This is a genomic window from Ralstonia mojiangensis, from assembly GCF_023955645.1.
GTDB classification, from domain to species: Bacteria; Pseudomonadota; Gammaproteobacteria; order Burkholderiales; family Burkholderiaceae; genus Ralstonia; species Ralstonia mojiangensis.
Genome location: NZ_JAMXHU010000005.1, coordinates 88,441 through 106,133 on the forward strand (window position 1 = coordinate 88,441; position 17,693 = coordinate 106,133).

At 66.0% G+C, this 17,693-nt stretch carries 12 protein-coding genes; 1 reads left to right on the forward strand and 11 read right to left on the reverse strand.

Going from position 1 to position 17,693, the window contains the following annotated elements; genetic code table 11:
• Positions 1 to 64: 64 nt before the first annotated feature.
• Positions 65 to 7,789: a glutamate cyclase domain-containing protein gene (locus NG898_RS20900; RefSeq protein WP_252694238.1), complete on the forward strand. Its 7,725-nt coding sequence runs from the start codon at positions 65 to 67 to the stop codon at positions 7,787 to 7,789.
• Positions 7,790 to 7,865: 76 nt separating this feature from the next.
• On the opposite strand, the gene NG898_RS20905 is transcribed toward NG898_RS20900, so the two are convergent.
• From NG898_RS20905 to sctC, 11 genes are all read right to left on the reverse strand, one after another.
• The gene (locus tag NG898_RS20905; protein ID WP_252694239.1) at positions 7,866 to 8,933 is read right to left on the reverse strand and encodes an EscU/YscU/HrcU family type III secretion system export apparatus switch protein; all 1,068 of its coding nucleotides are present in this window, start codon (positions 8,931 to 8,933) and stop codon (positions 7,866 to 7,868) included.
• Positions 8,930 to 9,706 carry a type III secretion system export apparatus subunit SctT gene (sctT, locus tag NG898_RS20910; RefSeq protein WP_235193233.1) on the reverse strand — a complete coding sequence of 259 codons (777 nt, stop codon included), beginning with the start codon at positions 9,704 to 9,706 and terminating at the stop codon, positions 8,930 to 8,932. The genes NG898_RS20905 and sctT overlap by 4 nt, the downstream gene beginning before the upstream one ends.
• 28 nt (positions 9,707 to 9,734) lie before the next feature.
• On the reverse strand, positions 9,735 to 10,229 hold the full coding sequence (locus NG898_RS20915) for a hypothetical protein (RefSeq protein WP_252694240.1): 495 nt from the start codon (positions 10,227 to 10,229) through the stop codon (positions 9,735 to 9,737).
• Positions 10,226 to 11,500, reverse strand: coding sequence for a FliI/YscN family ATPase (locus NG898_RS20920; protein WP_420803718.1), 1,275 nt, complete (start codon positions 11,498 to 11,500; stop codon positions 10,226 to 10,228). Before NG898_RS20920 ends, NG898_RS20915 begins: the two co-directional genes overlap by 4 nt.
• A gap of 80 nt (positions 11,501 to 11,580) precedes the next feature.
• Positions 11,581 to 12,186, reverse strand: coding sequence for a type III secretion system stator protein SctL (gene sctL / locus NG898_RS20925; RefSeq protein ID WP_252694242.1), 606 nt, complete (start codon positions 12,184 to 12,186; stop codon positions 11,581 to 11,583).
• On the reverse strand, positions 12,168 to 12,830 hold the full coding sequence (locus NG898_RS20930) for a SctK family type III secretion system sorting platform protein (protein ID WP_252694243.1): 663 nt from the start codon (positions 12,828 to 12,830) through the stop codon (positions 12,168 to 12,170). The genes sctL and NG898_RS20930 overlap by 19 nt, the downstream gene beginning before the upstream one ends.
• A complete protein-coding gene (sctJ, locus tag NG898_RS20935; RefSeq protein WP_252694244.1) occupies positions 12,827 to 13,594 on the reverse strand; it encodes a type III secretion system inner membrane ring lipoprotein SctJ in 768 nt (255 codons plus the stop codon). Before sctJ ends, NG898_RS20930 begins: the two co-directional genes overlap by 4 nt.
• Before the next feature lies 1 nt (position 13,595).
• Positions 13,596 to 14,177, reverse strand: coding sequence for a hypothetical protein (locus NG898_RS20940; RefSeq protein ID WP_252694245.1), 582 nt, complete (start codon positions 14,175 to 14,177; stop codon positions 13,596 to 13,598).
• A 62-nt stretch (positions 14,178 to 14,239) separates the two neighbouring features.
• Entirely contained in the window at positions 14,240 to 14,446 is a 207-nt protein-coding gene (locus NG898_RS20945; protein WP_024978640.1) for a hypothetical protein, read from the reverse strand.
• Between the two features lie 149 nt (positions 14,447 to 14,595).
• Positions 14,596 to 15,789, reverse strand: a complete 1,194-nt coding sequence (locus tag NG898_RS20950; RefSeq protein WP_252694246.1) for an FHA domain-containing protein — start codon at positions 15,787 to 15,789, stop codon at positions 14,596 to 14,598.
• Positions 15,749 to 17,683, reverse strand: a complete 1,935-nt coding sequence (sctC, locus tag NG898_RS20955; protein WP_392397896.1) for a type III secretion system outer membrane ring subunit SctC — start codon at positions 17,681 to 17,683, stop codon at positions 15,749 to 15,751. Before sctC ends, NG898_RS20950 begins: the two co-directional genes overlap by 41 nt.
• Between the last annotated feature and the right edge of the window lie 10 nt (positions 17,684 to 17,693).

The following is a 17,693-nucleotide window of genomic DNA, read 5'->3' on the forward strand; positions in this document are numbered from 1 at the left end:
TGCCCTTATCACCCGCTTGCTTTCAATCAGGCCCACCCCGCATGGGGCGCAGCTGGAGGACACCATGCCTGCCATCGACGAGATCAACGGCCGCATCGTCTACTACCGTCCGCCGCCCCCTCCGCCTCCACCGCCCACCCCCGCCCAGAAACAAGCCGCAGCCGACGCAAAAACCAAGACCGACGCGGCCATCCAGACAGCCAATACGGCGGTCAACGACTACATCAACAACGGCGACGACTCCACGGCCGCGCAGGACAAGCTCGACAAGCCGCTTTCGGACGTCATCAACTCGGTGCAGAACGAGTTGCGCCGGCAGGCCGACGAAGCGCCCCGCGGCGGCGAAAAGAAAGCCATTGAAGACGCGGCGGACGCCATCAAGAAACGCGACCCCGATGCCAAATGGCTCGACAAGATCGTCGACGATGCAAAAGACGCGGTTGAGAAGCAAGACCTGAGCCAGCGCACCGCATCGGAAGCGCGCGACGGCGTGCTTGATGCCCAGGACAAGCTGCAGGACGCGCAAGACATCAAGGTCACAAACCGGACCATTGCTGAAGACAAGCAGGACTCGATCAACGCGGCCCAGGCCAACCTGAACAAGGCCATCGAGGATTTCAAGACTGCCCTTGGCGGCGAGCTTTCCACCTACGAAAACTTTGGCTCGGGCGACAACCTGCAGGCCGCCAACGACGCCACCGATGCGCTGGCAAAAGCCCACCCTGATTGGGACGACGGCAGCCTTGCCCTTGCCAGGAACATCGCCACGGCCGATGCAATCCAGTACCAGATCAACCACATCAACCCGAACGACCCAACGCTGTCGGCACAGGACAAGGCGCTCGCCACCGACGACCCGGTGCAGTTTGCATGCGTGCAGCTTGCGCGGCCGCATGCCAATGACAAGAACGCCGAGCAGATCTACGAGCAGATCGGCGCAGCCAGCTACGACGTGCGCGTGAACTACACCAAGGACCAGGTCGCGGCCAAGATGAAGGCGGGCGATGCCCAGGGCGCGCTGAAGATCCTGTCGACCAACATGAACGACGTGTCGGTCACCAGTGCCGACCCCGACGCACGCGACCATCTGTATCAGGTGGCCGGCGCGCCCTTCTTCAACGCGCACAGCGACTACTTCAACAAGCAGATCAGCGACCTCACCCAGGTCTACAAGTACAACCCGGACGACCCGGACGCCAATCGCAAGATGGCCGACAGCACCGTCAAGTACGACGCCGTCGGCAATTGGATGAAGGACCTCGCCAAGGTGGCACCGCCCGAAGTGGCAAACAACCTGCTGACCACCGTAGAAGATCGCTTCAACGACAACGGCCACTGGTTCCAGAGCAACGCCGGCGCCGACACGTCTGGACTCGTGCCCCACGGCTCGGACTTTTATGGCGGCTTGAGCCTGACGGCTGCTGTGGCCGATTCGCCGCGCTTCGCCAGCGACCAGTCGAGCACCGACCACGCCCAGCAGGTTGCCAACTGGCTGACCACCAACTCCAACGCCAAATCGTTCCTCTACAGCATGCAGACCTCTGGCTCAGGGGGGAGCATGCCGTCGTGGGTGCCGGTGCAGAACGCCGTGGGCGACGGCAACGGCGCCACCGTCACCGATGCGCTCATCCAGCAGCACGGCAAGGACTTGCCCAACGTCGACATGCTGCAACGCGCCTTCGACCGCGGCAACGAGAAGGTCCAGCAAAAGCAGGCAGAGGCTGACTACAAGACCTTCCAGTCCGACCAGAATGCGGGGCTGAAGAACATCTTCGGGCAGATGTCCAAGGCCACCTTTGGCAAGGACACGCCGCTTTACAACGACAAGGCGCAGACCTTCAGCGGACCCGATTCCGACACGCAGCTCAAGAACTACATCGGCGGCGCGCTGATGATCCAGGCCGACAACGCTGGCGCGCAGAGCAGCGGCGCCACCGGCACCGCATGGTTCACCGGCGGCAACAGCACCAAGGTCATCAACGAGGTCAACAAGACGATCCACGAGGCGGGCGGAGACAACCCGACCGTGAAGGCCATTCCCATCGCCTATGTGGACAAGAGCGCGGGCGTGATGCCGACGGCGTTGTTCGAAGTGGCCGACAAGAATGGGGGTAAGCCGCACTACATCGACGATCGCGGTTGGGACTACAGCAGCCTGGATGATTACCGTCACAACAACGCCCTGTCCGACGGCGGCACGATCTACGTGCCGAAGAATCTTGCCGGCACAGTCTCGCTCGACAGCAGTGGCATTCCGGACGTCGATCACTTCAGTGCACATATCACCACGACGGGGCAGAAGATCCGGCACGTTGTGGACATCGTGGCCGGTGTAGCCACGGCGGTGGGCGGGGTGATCCTGTCGGTCGGCACATTCGGCGGCGCGTCGATTGTGGGCGGCGCCATGGTGGCGGTGGGAACAGGCTGGATCGTTGGCGAATCGGTCGACCACCTCAACACGCTGGCCGACCACGGCCGCTCATGGTCACCCACCAACCCCGAGGCCTTTAACGACTGGCTAGCCATCGTCACATCCGCAGCGGGTGAATACAGCCTGGCGGGCAAGGGTGTGTCCGCACTGTCGGAAGCGGCGGCGGCCTCAAAGATGTTCACGCTCACGCGCTCGGCTTCGGATTTGGTGGCCGGCGGTGGCGGCATTGTCATGACGGGCGCGCAGGTCAAGGACCTGCTGATGTACGGCGACCGGATGTCGGGCTCGCAGAAGGCCGAATCCATCATGTTCCTGGGTCTCGGCCTCGGCCAGGTGGGTGCAACGCGCATGCTCGAACGCGTTGGACTGTCACAAGGCACCGAACGCGTCGGCCTGCTCAACGCACTGAAGAACAACGCCGGCCGCTACAAGCCCACCGAGGTGGTGCCCGAGCCCACCACGGTGGCTGCCAATGACCCAGCCAGTGCGGGCCGGCCGACCACCGACCCGACCACCGAGCCAGTGATCACGCAAGCCGGCGGCAAGACGACGGAGCCTGCCGGCACCACCGCGGGCAACGATGGGAAAGACGGCACGACGGGCAAGCCCGGCACGGACCCGACCGCCCCGATCGACCCGGTCACAGGCAAGCCCAAAGCCGCCGGAGACCCCGTCACTGAACCAGGCAAAACGGGTACACCGGGCGACGAAAGCAATCCGACCAAGCCGGGTCCCACACGCCCCTCGCGGCCGCTGCCGGGTGCCCTGGACGACCTCGCCAACCCGGAAATCACGCTCACCAGCTTTACCGACACGCAAAAGGCTCTGGACGCCGGCACGCAGAATGCACTGTCGCAGCATGCCGATCTGTTGCTCGATGCCGAGAACTACCGCACCGACGGCACAACCAATGGCCGCCACCCGCGCGGCATTGGCGTGCGCAGGCTGGCCGCCAAGCTGGCCGAGATGAGCGACGAGCAGCGACGCCTCATCCTGAGCAAGGCCGAGTTCGCGCACGACACCGCCAACATCAAAGACCCCGTGCGCATGAGCTGGCGCCAGCGCATGCAGCTCTATCGCGGCAAGTCGTCGGTATTCGGACGCACGGCGGATCGGATCATGTCGCCGGTGGACCGCATCCAGGCGCTTTTCGTGGATCGCGGCATCCGCAAGTTCTTCGTCAAGGGCGGCACGGAAGACGCCGCCACCGCGCTGAAAGACACGCAGCGCATTCTGCTGGTGACGGGCTTCACCGTCGGGCGAGACCCGGTCTCGGGCCGCGCCCTGCCCGAAACGGACGGCCCCGTCGGCACCGCTGAAATGGCGGCCAAGCTCGCGCTGGCCGGCCGCGACATGACCATCGCCACCGATTCGGCCAACATGCCGGTCGTGCAGTCGGTGCTGGCGAGCCTCGATGGCGGGCATCTCGTCAAGCTGGAGCCGTTCGATGCCAAGCGCGGGCAGCCCGCTCGCGATGCCGCAAACGAACTGCTTGACCGCGTGCAGCCCGATGCAGTCGTCGCCATTGAACTGCCGGCCCGCAATGCCGACGGCGACTATCTCAACATGCGCGGCATCTCCGTGGCGGAGGTGAATGCCCCGAAGGATCAGATCGTGCTCGAGGCCAACAAGCGCACGGGGATTGTCACGGTAGGCGTGGGCGACGGCGGTAACGAGGCCGGCATGGGCAGCCTGCGCAGCAATATCCCACCCGTCACGCTCGCCGATAACACCACGATCGATTTCGCATCGACCGTGCCGGTGAAGTATCCCGTGACTGCGTGGAACTCCAACTTTGGCGCACAGGCCATCCTGGCCAACATGCTGCACCAGATGGGCCGCATGGACCTCATGACCACGCCGGAAGAGCTGCACGCAGCCATCAAGGCTTCAGTGGATGCGGGGGCAGTGGACGGTGTCAGCCGCAAGAGCGAAGCCAGCGTCGACGGTTTCCCCTCACAGGTGCATCAGGGCATGCTCGTGCTGCTGCGCGAAGCAATGAACCACATGCCCACGGACAAGACCTTCGACGAAGCCACGCCCGCGGAGCCGTTTACGTTTGCCGCATTCGATTCCAGCAACGGCGGGCTGATCGCCGCCAAGAACATGCTGGCGACCATCAAGGCGCAAACGGGCGAAGACCTCCCAGTGGCCATCGTGGTCGACCACGGCAACGCGCCCTATGGCCCCAAGAGCCCGGAGGCGCTCATCCGCCTGGTAGGCAACGGCCTGCAGACGGCGCAGCGCCTGAAGGCCGCCATGGTTGCCATGGCGTGCAACACAGCGTGCACGGCCTTCCCCAAGGCGCTGGACAACGTGGACGTGCCCGTCATCGATTTGATTGACGTCACCTCACGCGCTATCGTCCAGCACGGCGGAGACCGCCCGGCAGTGATCGCCACCGCCGGCACCGTCAAGAGCCTCGCCTATCAGGAGAAGGTGGCCTCACTGAGCGACGGCACCGTCCACCCGCAGGCCGTAGCTGCCCACAAGTTTGCGGATTTCGTCAACGACCTCAAGCACAAGAGCGACGATCCGGCGGTCAAGAAAGAACTGCAGGCGGCATCCGACCTGTACGTGTCGGAACTGGACCCGAACACCACATCGCTGTGGCTGTGCTGCACGCACTATCCAGCCATGAAGGACTTCCTCGTGACGTCGCTGCAGAAGCGCGGCATGGATATTCCCGTGGTCGACCCGATGCAGTACCAGGCCAAGGCGGTGCTCGATGCCATCGGCCAGCAGGAATGGAAGGTGCCCAGCGCGGCGTATTCGTCCGATCCGTATGTCGTCACTTCTGGCAAGACCGGGCCGGTGAGCGAGTCGGCGCAGAACCTGATGGACCTGCCCGATGTGCCAGTGCAACGCGTGCGCAGGTTTGGCCCCGGCAGGACGCTCGACAGCATGATTCCCTCGAACCCGCGGCTTGAGCCCAGCCCCATCACGAATGCCGTGCAGGCGCTGTTCACCGGCGACTCGGCCCGCATTGAAAACCCCTTGGGCATCGACCGGGCCGCCGCTGCGCTGCAAGACAGCAATCGCATTCTGGTAATGGCCGGTGCCCGCAACGCACACGGCGCGGTGGATACCGATGGCATAGCCGGCGCCGCTGTGTTCGGGCATGACATGCAGGCGGCGGGCAAGAGTGTCGTCTACGTGGTCCCGCATGAAGCCGTGCCGGCACTCGATGCCGCCCTGCAAGCGCGCGGTGCCGCCGTCAACGACTACAGCATCGTGCCGTTCAACGCGGAGCCCGGCGAGCAGGCGCGCACAACGGCGCAAGATCTCATCGATCAGGCGTCGCCCGACACGATCGTCTCCATCAACGTGCATGGCCGCAATAGCGAGAACCGCTACGTCGATCAAAACGGCAACGACGTCACTGACCAGACCGTCCCGCTGGACGAGGTGGCCATTGCCGGCTGGAAGACCGACGGCGTGACCACCATCGGTGTCGGCTCGCGCGGGCATGAAGCCGGCATGGGCAACACGCGCCGCACGGCCCCGCAGGTGACCCTGCCCGATGGCACGGTGGTGGACCCGCGTTCAGTGGTGCCGGCGGACCACTATGTGAGTGCATCGAACTCCAACTGGGGCGCGCACGGCCTGGCGGCTTCGGTGCTGGAAGCCGCCGGCCGCACGGATCTGCTGACCACTCATCAGCAGCACATGGACGCGCTGAACGCCACCGCCAGCGCCGGTGCGGTCGATGGCGCGACGGGCCAGGCCACCGGCACCGTCGGCGGGCACGACAGCAACACCTACCAGACCGTTGTGCAGATGATCAATCTGGCGGCAGGCAAGAAGCCCGACGTGCCGCCACCCACGCCCGCAAGCGCGACAGGGCCGAAGGGACCGGAAGGCCCGCAGCCCGATAATTCCGCGCCCGGCACGCAGCCGACCACCCCGGCCATCAAGACCAGTGAAGCCGGCGACGATGGCAACGGCACCCCGCCCACCGAGCCCGACAGCGCCGCCAGCGCCGGCGAACCCAAGCGCAAGCCGTGGATCCGCTGGATCTTCGCGGGCTCGCTCACCGGGGCGTTCTCCACGGCTGCGAGTTCCGCCACGCTCACCGGAAGCGCCGCGACGCACGCGGTATTCGATCCGTCCGTCACCAGCCCGCTGTCGTTCATGTATCGGGGCGGCATCGCAGCGCTGCGTGCCAACAAGACGCGCGCCGTGTCTGACCAGGTCGGCAAGTTGGGCACTGAAGATTCAGACTCGGCACTGGCCTGGCTCAAGACCAACATGTCGGATCACGGGCGCCGCTGGGGCGTGACAAAGGGCGACCGGCAAACCATCGCTGACGCAGTCGCGCGTTTCCAGGACAACCCGGATGCGCTCGCCGGGGCGCTGTCCAAGGTCGACGACCCCAAGGCCAAGGACGACCCCGATGTCCAGGCACTGCTGGCGCTCAAGGGGGCGCCGGGCAAGCTGCTTTCGCCCAAGAGCCCCGTGGGGCGCGCGAACGACACGCTGCAACTGCTGACACTTGCGCTCAATAACGGCAACACGGCTTACTGGTTTGCCACGCATGGCGCGCACCTGAACACGCCGTCGTTCTGGAGCAATGCGCTGTTCCTGAGCGCCAACCTGGCGCTGTCCAGCCGCAACTTTGCCGGCCGCCTTGGCGCTACGTTCAACGACAAGGCGACCAACACGAGCCCGTGGCTGAACCGTGCGCAGGCGTTCACGATGTCGCTGTACACGGTCGGCTCGGTGCCCCTGGCGATGAACGATGCGCTCATGCACACCAATAGCCCGGCCATGGGTGCCACCAAGGCCGCACTGGACCTGGCATTCGGTGCGGGCGCCCTGCGCATTGCCGGCGACCTCATGCCCAAGGTCGGCCAACGGCTGCCAAGCAACGCCATGCTGCCTGGCGGTGTGATCCTGGGTGTGGCGGCGGTCACGCGCTTCGGCATCGAGTTGTTCGTGCCCAACCAGGCGGCCAAGCCGGCCGTTGCGCAAGTGCAGGCCAACGGCAACGGGCAGGATCAGAACGACCAGCCCACTGCCGCGTTCCCGCTGCCCGACATGCAGGGCGTAAGCGGTGATCTGCTGCGCGCCAATGCGCCGCATGCGTTGCCATCGATCGGCCCAGGCGCCTTGCCGCAGTATGCGATCGTTGGCCCAGGCGGCACGCTCTGGCAATTGAGCGCGGCCGATTCTGCCAAGCTGCTTGGCACCACGGGCCCGGCATCCGACGCGCGCACGGCTGCCGCGCTCGACAAACTGGCACCGATGAACAGCCAGTTCGACTGGGCAGCGCTGGATGGCAATCCATATACGCAAGGCGCAACGGGACAGGACCCGGATCTCGTCGTCCCGGGTGACATCGTGCGGATCGGATAACGGGGAAAGCGGGCAACGACCGGCAGGCGCAGCAGTCAGGCGCTTGCCGTTCTTTTTTTTTCGTTCCCTTACGCGCTCAGGAGGTGGACGACACGTACGGATTGCCCACCGCATCCGCGCCTTCAGCCCAACGCAGCAGCGCCGCCACATCGCGGAACAGCGTGCGGTCAATGGTGGTATCCATCGGCACGGTGTCGTGCAGGCGCTCCGCCAGGCCTGCGTTGGCCGCGGTCGGCACGAGGTGGTATTCGGCCATCTGCCGGATGCGCTGGACAGATTCGCCGCTGCCCTTGGCGATCACCATCGGCAACGTGCCATCGCCGGGGTAATACAGCGCCACCGCATGCCGCGCGCTGAACACGATGGCGGTAGCAATGCGCATGCGATCTTCCAGCGCGCTGTATTGCACCTCCAATGCAAGCTGGCGACGGCGCCCCACGATGTGCGGATCGCCTTGCAGCTCGCGATGTTCACGGCGCAGTTCTTCGGTAGACATGCGGTTCTTCTTGAAGAATTCGAAACGCACGTGCCAGTAGTCCAGCGCGGCCATCAGCACATACACCACCGCCGCCCAGCCGAACAGCAGAAGAATCATGTGTGCGACCACGGCCAGGATGGCCGCCGGCCGCCCGTAGCCCGCCTGCAGCGGCAACGCCAACGACCCGCGAATCACCACGAACAGCGTCAGCGCCAGGCAAGCCACCTTGAACAGCATGATGGCCAGGCCGATCAGGTTGCGCACGGAGAACATACGCTGGATGCCCTCCCCCGGATTGAGCCGCGACATTTTCGGCGTCAGGCGTTTGGGCGCGAACATGCCGCCCACCTGGGCAAATGCACCCAGCACCGCCAGCACGGTCACCAGCACCAGGACGGCTGCGCTCAACAGGATCCACTCTGCCCCCGCCGATACCAACGCCTGCCGCACCGCCGCGGCCGGGTCGCGCGCCTGCGCCACGGCGCCCACGTTCTGTATCAGCAGGCCGCGCATGCGTTCGAGCAACCACGGGCCGCCTTGCCACAACAGCACGAGCATCCCGATAAAGACCAGCGCGCTCGTCACGTCCGTGCTGCGGACGACTTCGCCTTCGCGCCGTGCGTCCTCCAGACGGCGCTGTGTGGGCTTGTGCTGTTTCTCGCTCATGAGCCGGGGCTGTGCAGCAGCGCGCGCAACAGCCAGACCATCTCGCCATTGCCGGCCAGGAAGGTGCGCATCGATTCAAAGACAAAGCCGAGGAACAGCACCATCATCAGCACGGCCAGCAGGCTTTTTACCGGCTGGGCGAACAGGAACACATTCAACTGCGGCACCGAGCGGTTGATCAGCCCGATGCCCAGCTCTGCCACCACCAGCACGATGATCACGGGTGCGGCCAGCTTGAGCGTCCAGCCGAGCACGCTATCGGCCTCGTGCACCGCAAACTGCTCCAGCGCAACCGATGCGCTTGGCAACATGCGCTCAATCGGCCAAAGCTTGTACGACTCGAAGAACGCACCGAGCATCACATGCAGGCCGCCGCCCGTGACGAACAGCGTGACAGCCATGAAGCCGAGAAAGCTGGCGGTCGGCCCGCTCTCATGCCCGGCCACCGGGTCAAAAAAGGACGCGTTGCCCGAGCCGGTCTGAAAGTCGATCAGGTGGCCGATGTTCTCGATGGCCCAAAGCAGCGCGCCAAACGCCATGCCGAGCAGCACGCCGATCAGCGCTTCCTTGAGCGCCAGCGCCATCCACAGGCCGCCGCCCTGCACGTTCATCGCCGCGCCAGCCATGGACGGCGCCACGAACACCGCCAGGATGGCGATGAACCCACTGCGCACCATGCCCGTCACCACCCGCCCGCTGAACACGGGCACGATGAACATGATGGGCAGCAGACGCGGCAGCACCAGCAGCGCCTGCCGGAACAGGCCTTCCATGGAGTGGGGATCGAACCCTTGCATCGGCTCAGGCGGTGATCTTCTGGCCGACAGACTGGCGCGCAAGCTGGGCCTCAAGCGCGGCGTCTTCTTCCTGCCATTCCGCCGCGCGGCGCTGGGCTGCCACCACGCGCTGCTCGGCGCGGTCGACGGCTTCACACTTGGCGTTCGCACGGGCCACATGCCGCTGGGCGCGTGCCTGCGCCACCTGCTCGGCCGCCAGCGCAGTGCCGGTCTGCGTGGATTCAACGTGCGCGTTGACGATGGCACGATCCAGCGCCAGCCGCGCGGCATTGGCGCCGCACAGCAGCGCGACGGCGCTGCGCGCATCCTCACGCACGGCCTGTTCAATGGCAGCGTCGTGCGCAGAGCGCGCCGATACCGTCTGCTGCAACCCTTGCTGCGCCGCCGCGTTCTGCGCGGCTGCCTGGGCCACCAGGGCAGCCTGCTTCTGCGCACGCGCCATGGCGCCGAGTTTGCGCGCCTCGCGCACGCGGGCGAGCTGACGCAGCACGTCGCTCATAGCGCCCCCACCACGGCTTCGAGGTCGGCCACGGTACGCTCCAGCTTCACACGCGCATCGGCGTCTTGCTCAAAGAAGCGGGCGAGCGCGGCATGGGCGCGCAATGCGGTATCGCCCAGCGCATCACTGCCTTCGCGGTATTCGCCGATCTGCACGAGCAATTCGATCTCCTGGTATTTGGCCAGCAGCTCGCGCACGCGTTGCGCGGCGGCACGGTGCGCAGGCGTGGTCACTTGCGGCATCACGCGGCTGATGCTGGCCAGCAAATCAATAGCCGGATAGCGCCCCGCCAGCGCCTGCTTGCGCGATAGCACGATGTGCCCGTCGACGATGGAGCGCACCTCTTCGGCAATCGGATCGCTCTCTTCGTCGCCCTCCACCAGCACGGTGTAGAACGCGGTGATGACGCCATGTGCACCGGCGCCCGCGCGCTCCAGCAACTGCGGCAACACCGAGAATGTCGACGGCGGAAAACTGCGTCGCGTGGGCGGTTCGCCGCTCGCCAGCCCGACCTCGCGCTGCGCCCGCGCAAACCGCGTGAGTGAATCCACCAGCAGCAGCACGTTCTTGCCGCGATCACGGAAGTATTCGGCCACGGCGGTGGCCACCAGCGCGCACTTCACGCGCTCCATAGCCGGCCGGTCAGACGTAGATACCACCAGCACCGTCTTGCGCCGCGTCGCCTCCGGCAGGCACAGCTCCAGAAATTCACGCACTTCGCGACCGCGCTCGCCAATCAGTGCGATGACGTTGACGTCGCTCTGCGCGCCGCGCGCGATCATGCCCAGCAGCGTGCTCTTGCCCACGCCCGACGGCGCAAAGATGCCCAGCCGCTGGCCAATGCCCACCGTCAGCATGGCGTCGATAGCGCGCACCCCGGTTGAGAGCGGCGCGTCGATGCGGCGGCGTGACAACGGGCTGGGTGGCTCTGCATGTGTTGAAACACGCTCCTTGGTGAACAGCGGCCCGCCGTCATCCATGGGCGCACCCAGCCCATCGAGCACGCGGCCAAGCAACGCATCGCCCACGCCAAAGCGATGCGCGCTGCCAGAGGGAATCACCTCCGTGGCGGCCGACAAGCCGTGCACGCTGCCCAGCGGCGTCAGCAAGGTGGACTGCCGCTCGAAGCCAACGACTTCCGCATAGACGCTGCGCTCGCCAGGCGTGCGCAGTTCGCACACCTCGCCCAGCCGCGCCTGGATGCCCGAAGCATTGAGCATGAGCCCAACCGCACGGTGAATACGCCCGCGCATCTGGACGCCCGCAGCCATACCGTCGGTGCGCTCCAGCACGTCGCGCAGGCTACGTTCCAGATCGCCCGCGTCAATGATGTGACTGACAGCGGGTTCGGTCATGCTTCGCCCCCCACCAGAGCGGCGTGCAGCGCTGCCAGTTGCGTGTCGATGCCGGCTTCGACCACGCCGGATGCGGTCTCCACCACCAATGCCTCTTCCGACATGCTGGCATCGGGCACCACGCGCACGCGGCGGGTACCGTCGGTCACGGTTCCCAGCACACGCTCCAGATCCGCCACCTGCTGCGGGGCGATGCGCACCGTCAGCACGGGTTCGTGTTCGACCAGGGTTTCGATGCGCGCGAAGGCCTTGGCGTAGATCGCCTCGCGCGGCAGATCGGCCGCCAGTTCGCGCACGGTGCGCGTGACGAGTTCGGCCATCAGCTGCTTCATGGCCGCCAGGGCCCGCGCGTTGGCGAGCGCATCGGCATACAGCCGCGTGGCGGCTTCGCGTTCGCCCTTTTCATAGCCTTCGTCGTAGCCCACCTTGAGTTGTTGCTCGCGTTGCGCCTCGGCATCTTCCAGCAGGCGCTCGCGTTCTTCCTGGGCGCTGCCGAGGATGCTCGTGGCATCGAGCAGCGCCGCATACTCGTGCTGCTTGAGCACCTTGCGCTCGCTCAGGATATGCAGCTTGTCGGTGGTAATCAGAAAAGCCAGTCCCATGCCGGCACCTGTTCAGGAATCAAGCTCAGCCGCAGCAATTCGCCCAGTTCTGCGCGTTGCGTGCGGCCTAGCAAATACGGCGGCCGATCGGCATCGGCCGCGTTGCGCGGAAACTTCAACGCCAGCCGGCGGATGACGGCCGGCCCAAACGGCACGAGAAAATCAGTCAACAACCGGCGCCCACGGGCGCGCAGCGTTTCCACTGCCAGGCGGGGGTACTGGCGCTGCGCCTGCAAGGTCTCGGCAACGGCCTCGAAGGCCGGCATGCGTTCCAACGCAAATGCCACAAGCGGCGCGCCGAACGCGAGGTCGATGGCCTGCCGGGTCTTGCGCGAGACCTCGCCCTCGCGCAGCCATTGGCGATGCAGGCAAAGGCCGCAGCACACGGCCATGCGCTCCAGCGCGTCAGCGGGCAACAGGGCGATGCGCTTTTCCACGGCGGCAAAGTCGTAGTCCCATTCGCCCTGCAACTGATGGGCTTGGAGCAGCGCCCGCGCCAGCACGGCGCGCCCTGCCTCGCCATAACGGGCTGGATCGCGCAGCGCAAGCGGCCAATCCGCCGGCAGCCACGACGCGTCGATATAGCGATCCGGCCGCAGGTTGAACGTGGCAACCAGCCCTGCCAAGCGCGCATCGTTGGTCATGACGCCCGCTCCGGCCGGCGTCCGCTGAGGTTGTCGAACGCGCCACGTCGCCATGCCACGAGACCTGTTACAACGAGTGCCGCGACGATCAGCAAGCCGAGCAGCCACACCAGCGGGTTGCGCGTGCTGAATGTGCCGAGCAACGCCGCGCCCTTTCGCACGTCCACCGGCACCGGCTGGGCGCCCTGCAGGAACAGCGATACGTTGTCGTAGCTCAGCCCTTCAATGCTGTGCGCGACGAGGTCTTTCACCATCGGCGCCATGGCGGTGAGGTTCACGCCGGGCCGGTAGCGGATGTACACCGCAGCGGAGGCTGGCTTGGCCTTGTCGGCCAGCGGGTCGTTCTCGGGAATGACGACATGCACGTGCGCGAGCATCACGCCATCCACATCGAGCAGCGTGCGCGACAGCTCCTGCGAGACGCCGTAGATGTAGCGAACGCGTTCTTCAGCAGGCGTGGCCACCAGCCCCTGTTTCTGGAACACCTGACCGAGTGACGCCAGGCGCGGGCGCGGCAGGCCCTGCGCACGCAGCACCGCCAGCGAAGGACCCATGTCGGCCTGGTCGACGGTAAGCGTCCAGGTGCGGCCCTCCTGGCCCTGGCCGTCCTGCACGAGCTTCTGCCCGCTGATGCCAGCCGCCGACAGCGCGGACACCATCTCGTTGACCTCGACCTCCGACAGGCCGGTGTACAGCTCCTGCTCGCACCCGGCCAGGCCGAAGAGGCAGGCAAGCGCCATCAGCACACCCAGCAATCGGTTCATGTCAGCCTTCCTGGTTCTTCAGCAGCGAGTGGCTCACGCCGTTGGCGGCCTGCGCAAAGCTCATGTCCATCTGGTACTCGGCCAGCGTCATCGAGGCGAAGTAGCTGAAATCGGCCAGCTTCACCATCGTCATGGTCACGTCCATGCTGTCGAGCGAGTCGAGCATCTCCTGCCGCTTGGTGTTGATGCTGGTGTAGCGCTCGTTGAGGTCGTGGCCGTAGTCGCGCCACTGGCCCATTGCACCGTCGGCGCCGGGCCCGCGCGTGAACGAGAACGACACATCCGGCACCGGCGATGGCGTTGCGTGGGAAGCCATCGGAATGGGCTGTGCCGGCAGCGTGGCCGGCTGCACCGTCGTGGTGGCAACCGGGCGCATCATGCCGCCAAACTGCTGGGCGTCGGTGGGCACGGCGGCTTGCGTAGCCGGAGTGCCGATGCCCTGCTCGACCTGCCCCGGGCCCTGGGCCGCATACGCCGCGGGGTTCACCTGCGCGGCCTGGCTGGCACCGGCAGCGCCGCCGGCTTGCGCCTGTGCAGCCTGAGTCGCGGCAACGGCCGCAATCGCATTCGCTTCGATCGACATCGTGCCCTCCTGAATTCGGTGAAGCGGCGGCAGGCCGCGCCCGCCGCCGCTGGGGTTGCGCGTCAGCTGGCGCGCGCGCCGTCGCGGACGGCACCGGCTGCCGAAGCCGCCGTATTGCTCAGCGATTGGGCCGCGCCGATGATGCCGCTGGCTGCGGCGCCCTTGGCTGCGGCTGCCTGCACTGCCGTGGCGATCTTCAGCTGGTCATCGCCGGACTGGTTGATGCTGCCGATGGCGCCGTCAACGCCGGTGGTGGGTGTACCTGCCATGGTGCTCTCCTGGATGTCAGTCAAAAGGGTCAAAAGGATCAAACGGAACTACCGGAACTACCAACTGCCTGGCGGGGGCTGCCGGCCTCGCATCTGCCGGCGACCTCCGTACGACACACCTCACGCGCGGGAAAGGGGGACCCGCTGCGCTACGGTGTTTGCGGCTGGATCGGCCACGTGACCGATTGCCCGCCGCGGTCGAGCACCACACCATCTGAAGCGATGCTCTTCACCTGGAGGCCGCCCTTGAGCCGGGCGCCCTCGAAATACAATTGGCCGTCGCGCGTCTGCACAAAGCGCGTACCGTCTTCGTCTTCATATGTGCTCACGATGGCGGGCAGGCCGTCGGCGCGCGGCGTTTCCGCCACGACGTTCGGCGGCGGCGGGCCATCCCACGCCACGCGGTCGACCACCTCGACGGCCGGCTTGGCGTCGCGCGCGTAGTTGCGGATGCGCTGCCATGCCTGCGCACGGTCGGCCGTGCCGCTCACCACGATGCGGCCATGTCCGTCGTAGGCCACGTTCAGCGCGGCCGTGCCGCTTGTGCCGCCCGCACTGAAGTACTGCTGCGCAGCGGCCAGCAGATCGCTCACCACATACACCTCGCCAATCGACACATCGGACAACCCACGTGCGCGGCTCAACAGCGCCTGATGGTCAGCCTCGGTCGGCACATAGCCGGACACGCGCGACGTGCCGTCTGACGCCGGCGTCACCACGATCTCTGCCGGGTCACCCAACGCGTGACGGACCTGCGCTGCACGCGCTGCCGGGTCTCGCCCCCACAGCGACCAGCCGTCATGCCCGGCAAACGCGACCACGCCGCCGGCCAGCAACACCGCAAGCCACAGGCCGATGCCGGCCGCCAGCCACGTTCGCCCGCGCCCCGCCTTGGTGGACACCCGCGACAGCCACACCGCTGCAGCCAGCGGCAGCCACGACGGCACGCGCTCTGCCAGCACCGCAGCACCCGCGCCTTCCACCGCGGCGGCCGGCATGCGGATCGTTCCGACCTTTTCGATGCCGACACGGATGTCGCCCATGGCAATCACATCGCCCGGCACCACGCTGCGGCGCGTCTGGCCGAATGGCTGGCCGTTGAGCGTTGGCTCGGCGTCGTCCAGCCGGCGTGCAGAGACGGCAATGCCGCCCACCTCGAACATCAGCTCGCGCGCCGCGACACTGCTGTCGGGCACGATGATTTCGCAGTTGGGCGCGGAGCCGACCACGTTGGCGCCCATCCGCAGCGGCATCGATCTGCCGTACAGCGGTCCGCTCAGGAAGCACAGCTTCCAGGGCGATTTATCCGAGTGCGGCGAGGGTTGTGAGGCTGGCTGGTTCATGCAGTCGTGAAACAGGCGGCGTGGGCAAGGTGCCGACACTGGCCGGCGGCTGGTTGGGTGCCGGCGTGTTGGGCAACGGGCCCGGTTTCCAATCGGTTGATCCCGGCACCGGCATGCCAACGCCCGGAATCGACACGGCGGGCACGTCGTTCGGGTTGGTGCTGGCGGCGGTCAGGATGCGCGGGGTCAGCAGATAGAAGCGCTCCATGTGCTGACCGGTTTTGTTGGTGTACTTGAACAGGTTGCCGATGAAGGGCACGTCCGACAGAAACGGAATGCCCGACTTGGTGTTGTTCAGGCTGTCGGAGTTGAAGCCGGCGATCAGCAGGCTCTTGCCCTCTTCGATCATCGCCTTCGTCACGATCGAACGCTCCTGCACCACGGGCAATTGCGACACCTTGTCGTTAGTCAGATTGCCGTCGTCAATGTCGATCGACATCATCACGCTCATCTGGCCGGCCTCGTTGACGATGAGCGGCGTGACCTTCACGCTCGTGCCCGTCGTGATGCCGTACAGCGAAGCATCCTGAAAGCCCGACACCGGCACATAGAAGTGGATGAGGTTTTCAAGAATGGCCTCGGTGTTGTCCAGCGCCAGCACCTTCGGCTTGGCTTGCAGTTGTGCATTGCCGCTCTGCGTGAGCGCATTGATGCGCGCCAGCAGGTAATTGCGCAGGCTGCCGCCAATCGATGCTGTGAGCGCCATGCCGATCGGCGTGGTGCTGCCGGTCTGGCCGTCTTCGGTGGTGCCGAGGTTGAACGTGAGCGGCGGATTGTTGCCGTTGCCGGATTGGAAATCGCCGTGCGTGGTGTGCAGACGCCAGTCGACGCCCAGGCTGTCGAGCGAATCCGTGCTGATGTCGATGATCGTGAGGTTGATCTCCACCAGCCGCGGCTTGGTATCGAGCGAGGCAATCAGGCGCTCGTACTGCGCCATGTGCTCGGGCACGTCGCGGATGAGCACGGCGTTGATGCCGGCGTCGGCCTCGATGCGCGGCAGGTCAGGCGGTGCACCGCCGCCGGATGCTGCGGGCGCCTGTGCGCCGTAGCCGGAATCGCCCTGCGCGCCGGCCAGCGGAATCTCGATGCGCGGCACGTTGATGCTGTCACCGGAACTGAGCTTCATTTGCCGCGTGGGGCCAGTCAGCCGCATGGCGCGCGTTGGCGACATGCCGGGGCTGCTTGCACCGGGGTTGGGCGCGCCCAGCAGGCGACGCATCATGGTGGCAATGCCGGGAATCGTCACGGGCTTGCCAGACCGATTGATCTCCACATCGCCCGCCCACGCGTACTTGAGCGGGAACGCGCGAATCTCTGCGCGATCCATGCCGCGCGACGGATCGGCAATCGATGCAATGGCCTGGCGCACCAGTTCCACATAGCGCTTCGGGCCAGACGCGTAGACGGTATTTTCCTTGTCGCTCACAACCAGCGGAAAGCGCTGATCGGTGATCTGCATGGCGCGCAGGATCTGCGCAAGCTCCGGGCCACTGCCCTTCGGAATCGGGAAGACCTGCGTCTGTGAATCATCTGCACGGTCCACGTAGATGAGCGAACCGTCGTAGTACCACGTGAGCCCGTAGGTGGCGCATACGGTATTGAGCGTGCTGGCCGGCGGGCCCGAGAACTTGCCGTTGATGGTGCCTTCCACCTTCGGATCGACGACCGCCGTCACGCCTTGGGATGCCGCCAGCTCGCGGATGAAATCGCCCACCTTCTTGCCTTCAGCCACCAGCGTGTACGACCGGTTGCGCCAGCGCAGCTCGGCCGCCTGCACCAGGGCCGCCGTCGTCAGCAGCCATAGGCACGCTGCTGATGCACTCCACCGCAGGAATCGATAGCGTTTGTTCACGCGTGTTCTCGCTCGGTTATGTTGTTGTTTATTCGGCGCCATCTCGCGATCC

What these genes read in the sequence shown, in the direction of transcription:
- sctT (WP_235193233.1), bottom strand. Translation starts at nt 9,706, where the DNA reads ATGGAAGGCCTGTTCCGGCAGGCGCTGCTGGTGCTGCCGCGTCTGCTG.
- NG898_RS20920 (WP_420803718.1), bottom strand. Translation starts at nt 11,500, where the DNA reads ATGGCTGCGGGCGTCCAGATGCGCGGGCGTATTCACCGTGCGGTTGGG.
- NG898_RS20900 (WP_252694238.1), top strand. Translation starts at nt 65, where the DNA reads ATGCCTGCCATCGACGAGATCAACGGCCGCATCGTCTACTACCGTCCG.
- sctC (WP_392397896.1), bottom strand. Translation starts at nt 17,683, where the DNA reads ATGGCGCCGAATAAACAACAACATAACCGAGCGAGAACACGCGTGAAC.
- NG898_RS20940 (WP_252694245.1), bottom strand. Translation starts at nt 14,177, where the DNA reads ATGTCGATCGAAGCGAATGCGATTGCGGCCGTTGCCGCGACTCAGGCT.
- NG898_RS20915 (WP_252694240.1), bottom strand. Translation starts at nt 10,229, where the DNA reads ATGAGCGACGTGCTGCGTCAGCTCGCCCGCGTGCGCGAGGCGCGCAAA.
- NG898_RS20905 (WP_252694239.1), bottom strand. Translation starts at nt 8,933, where the DNA reads ATGAGCGAGAAACAGCACAAGCCCACACAGCGCCGTCTGGAGGACGCA.
- NG898_RS20930 (WP_252694243.1), bottom strand. Translation starts at nt 12,830, where the DNA reads ATGACCAACGATGCGCGCTTGGCAGGGCTGGTTGCCACGTTCAACCTG.
- sctL (WP_252694242.1), bottom strand. Translation starts at nt 12,186, where the DNA reads ATGGGACTGGCTTTTCTGATTACCACCGACAAGCTGCATATCCTGAGC.
- NG898_RS20945 (WP_024978640.1), bottom strand. Translation starts at nt 14,446, where the DNA reads ATGGCAGGTACACCCACCACCGGCGTTGACGGCGCCATCGGCAGCATC.
- NG898_RS20950 (WP_252694246.1), bottom strand. Translation starts at nt 15,789, where the DNA reads ATGAACCAGCCAGCCTCACAACCCTCGCCGCACTCGGATAAATCGCCC.
- sctJ (WP_252694244.1), bottom strand. Translation starts at nt 13,594, where the DNA reads ATGAACCGATTGCTGGGTGTGCTGATGGCGCTTGCCTGCCTCTTCGGC.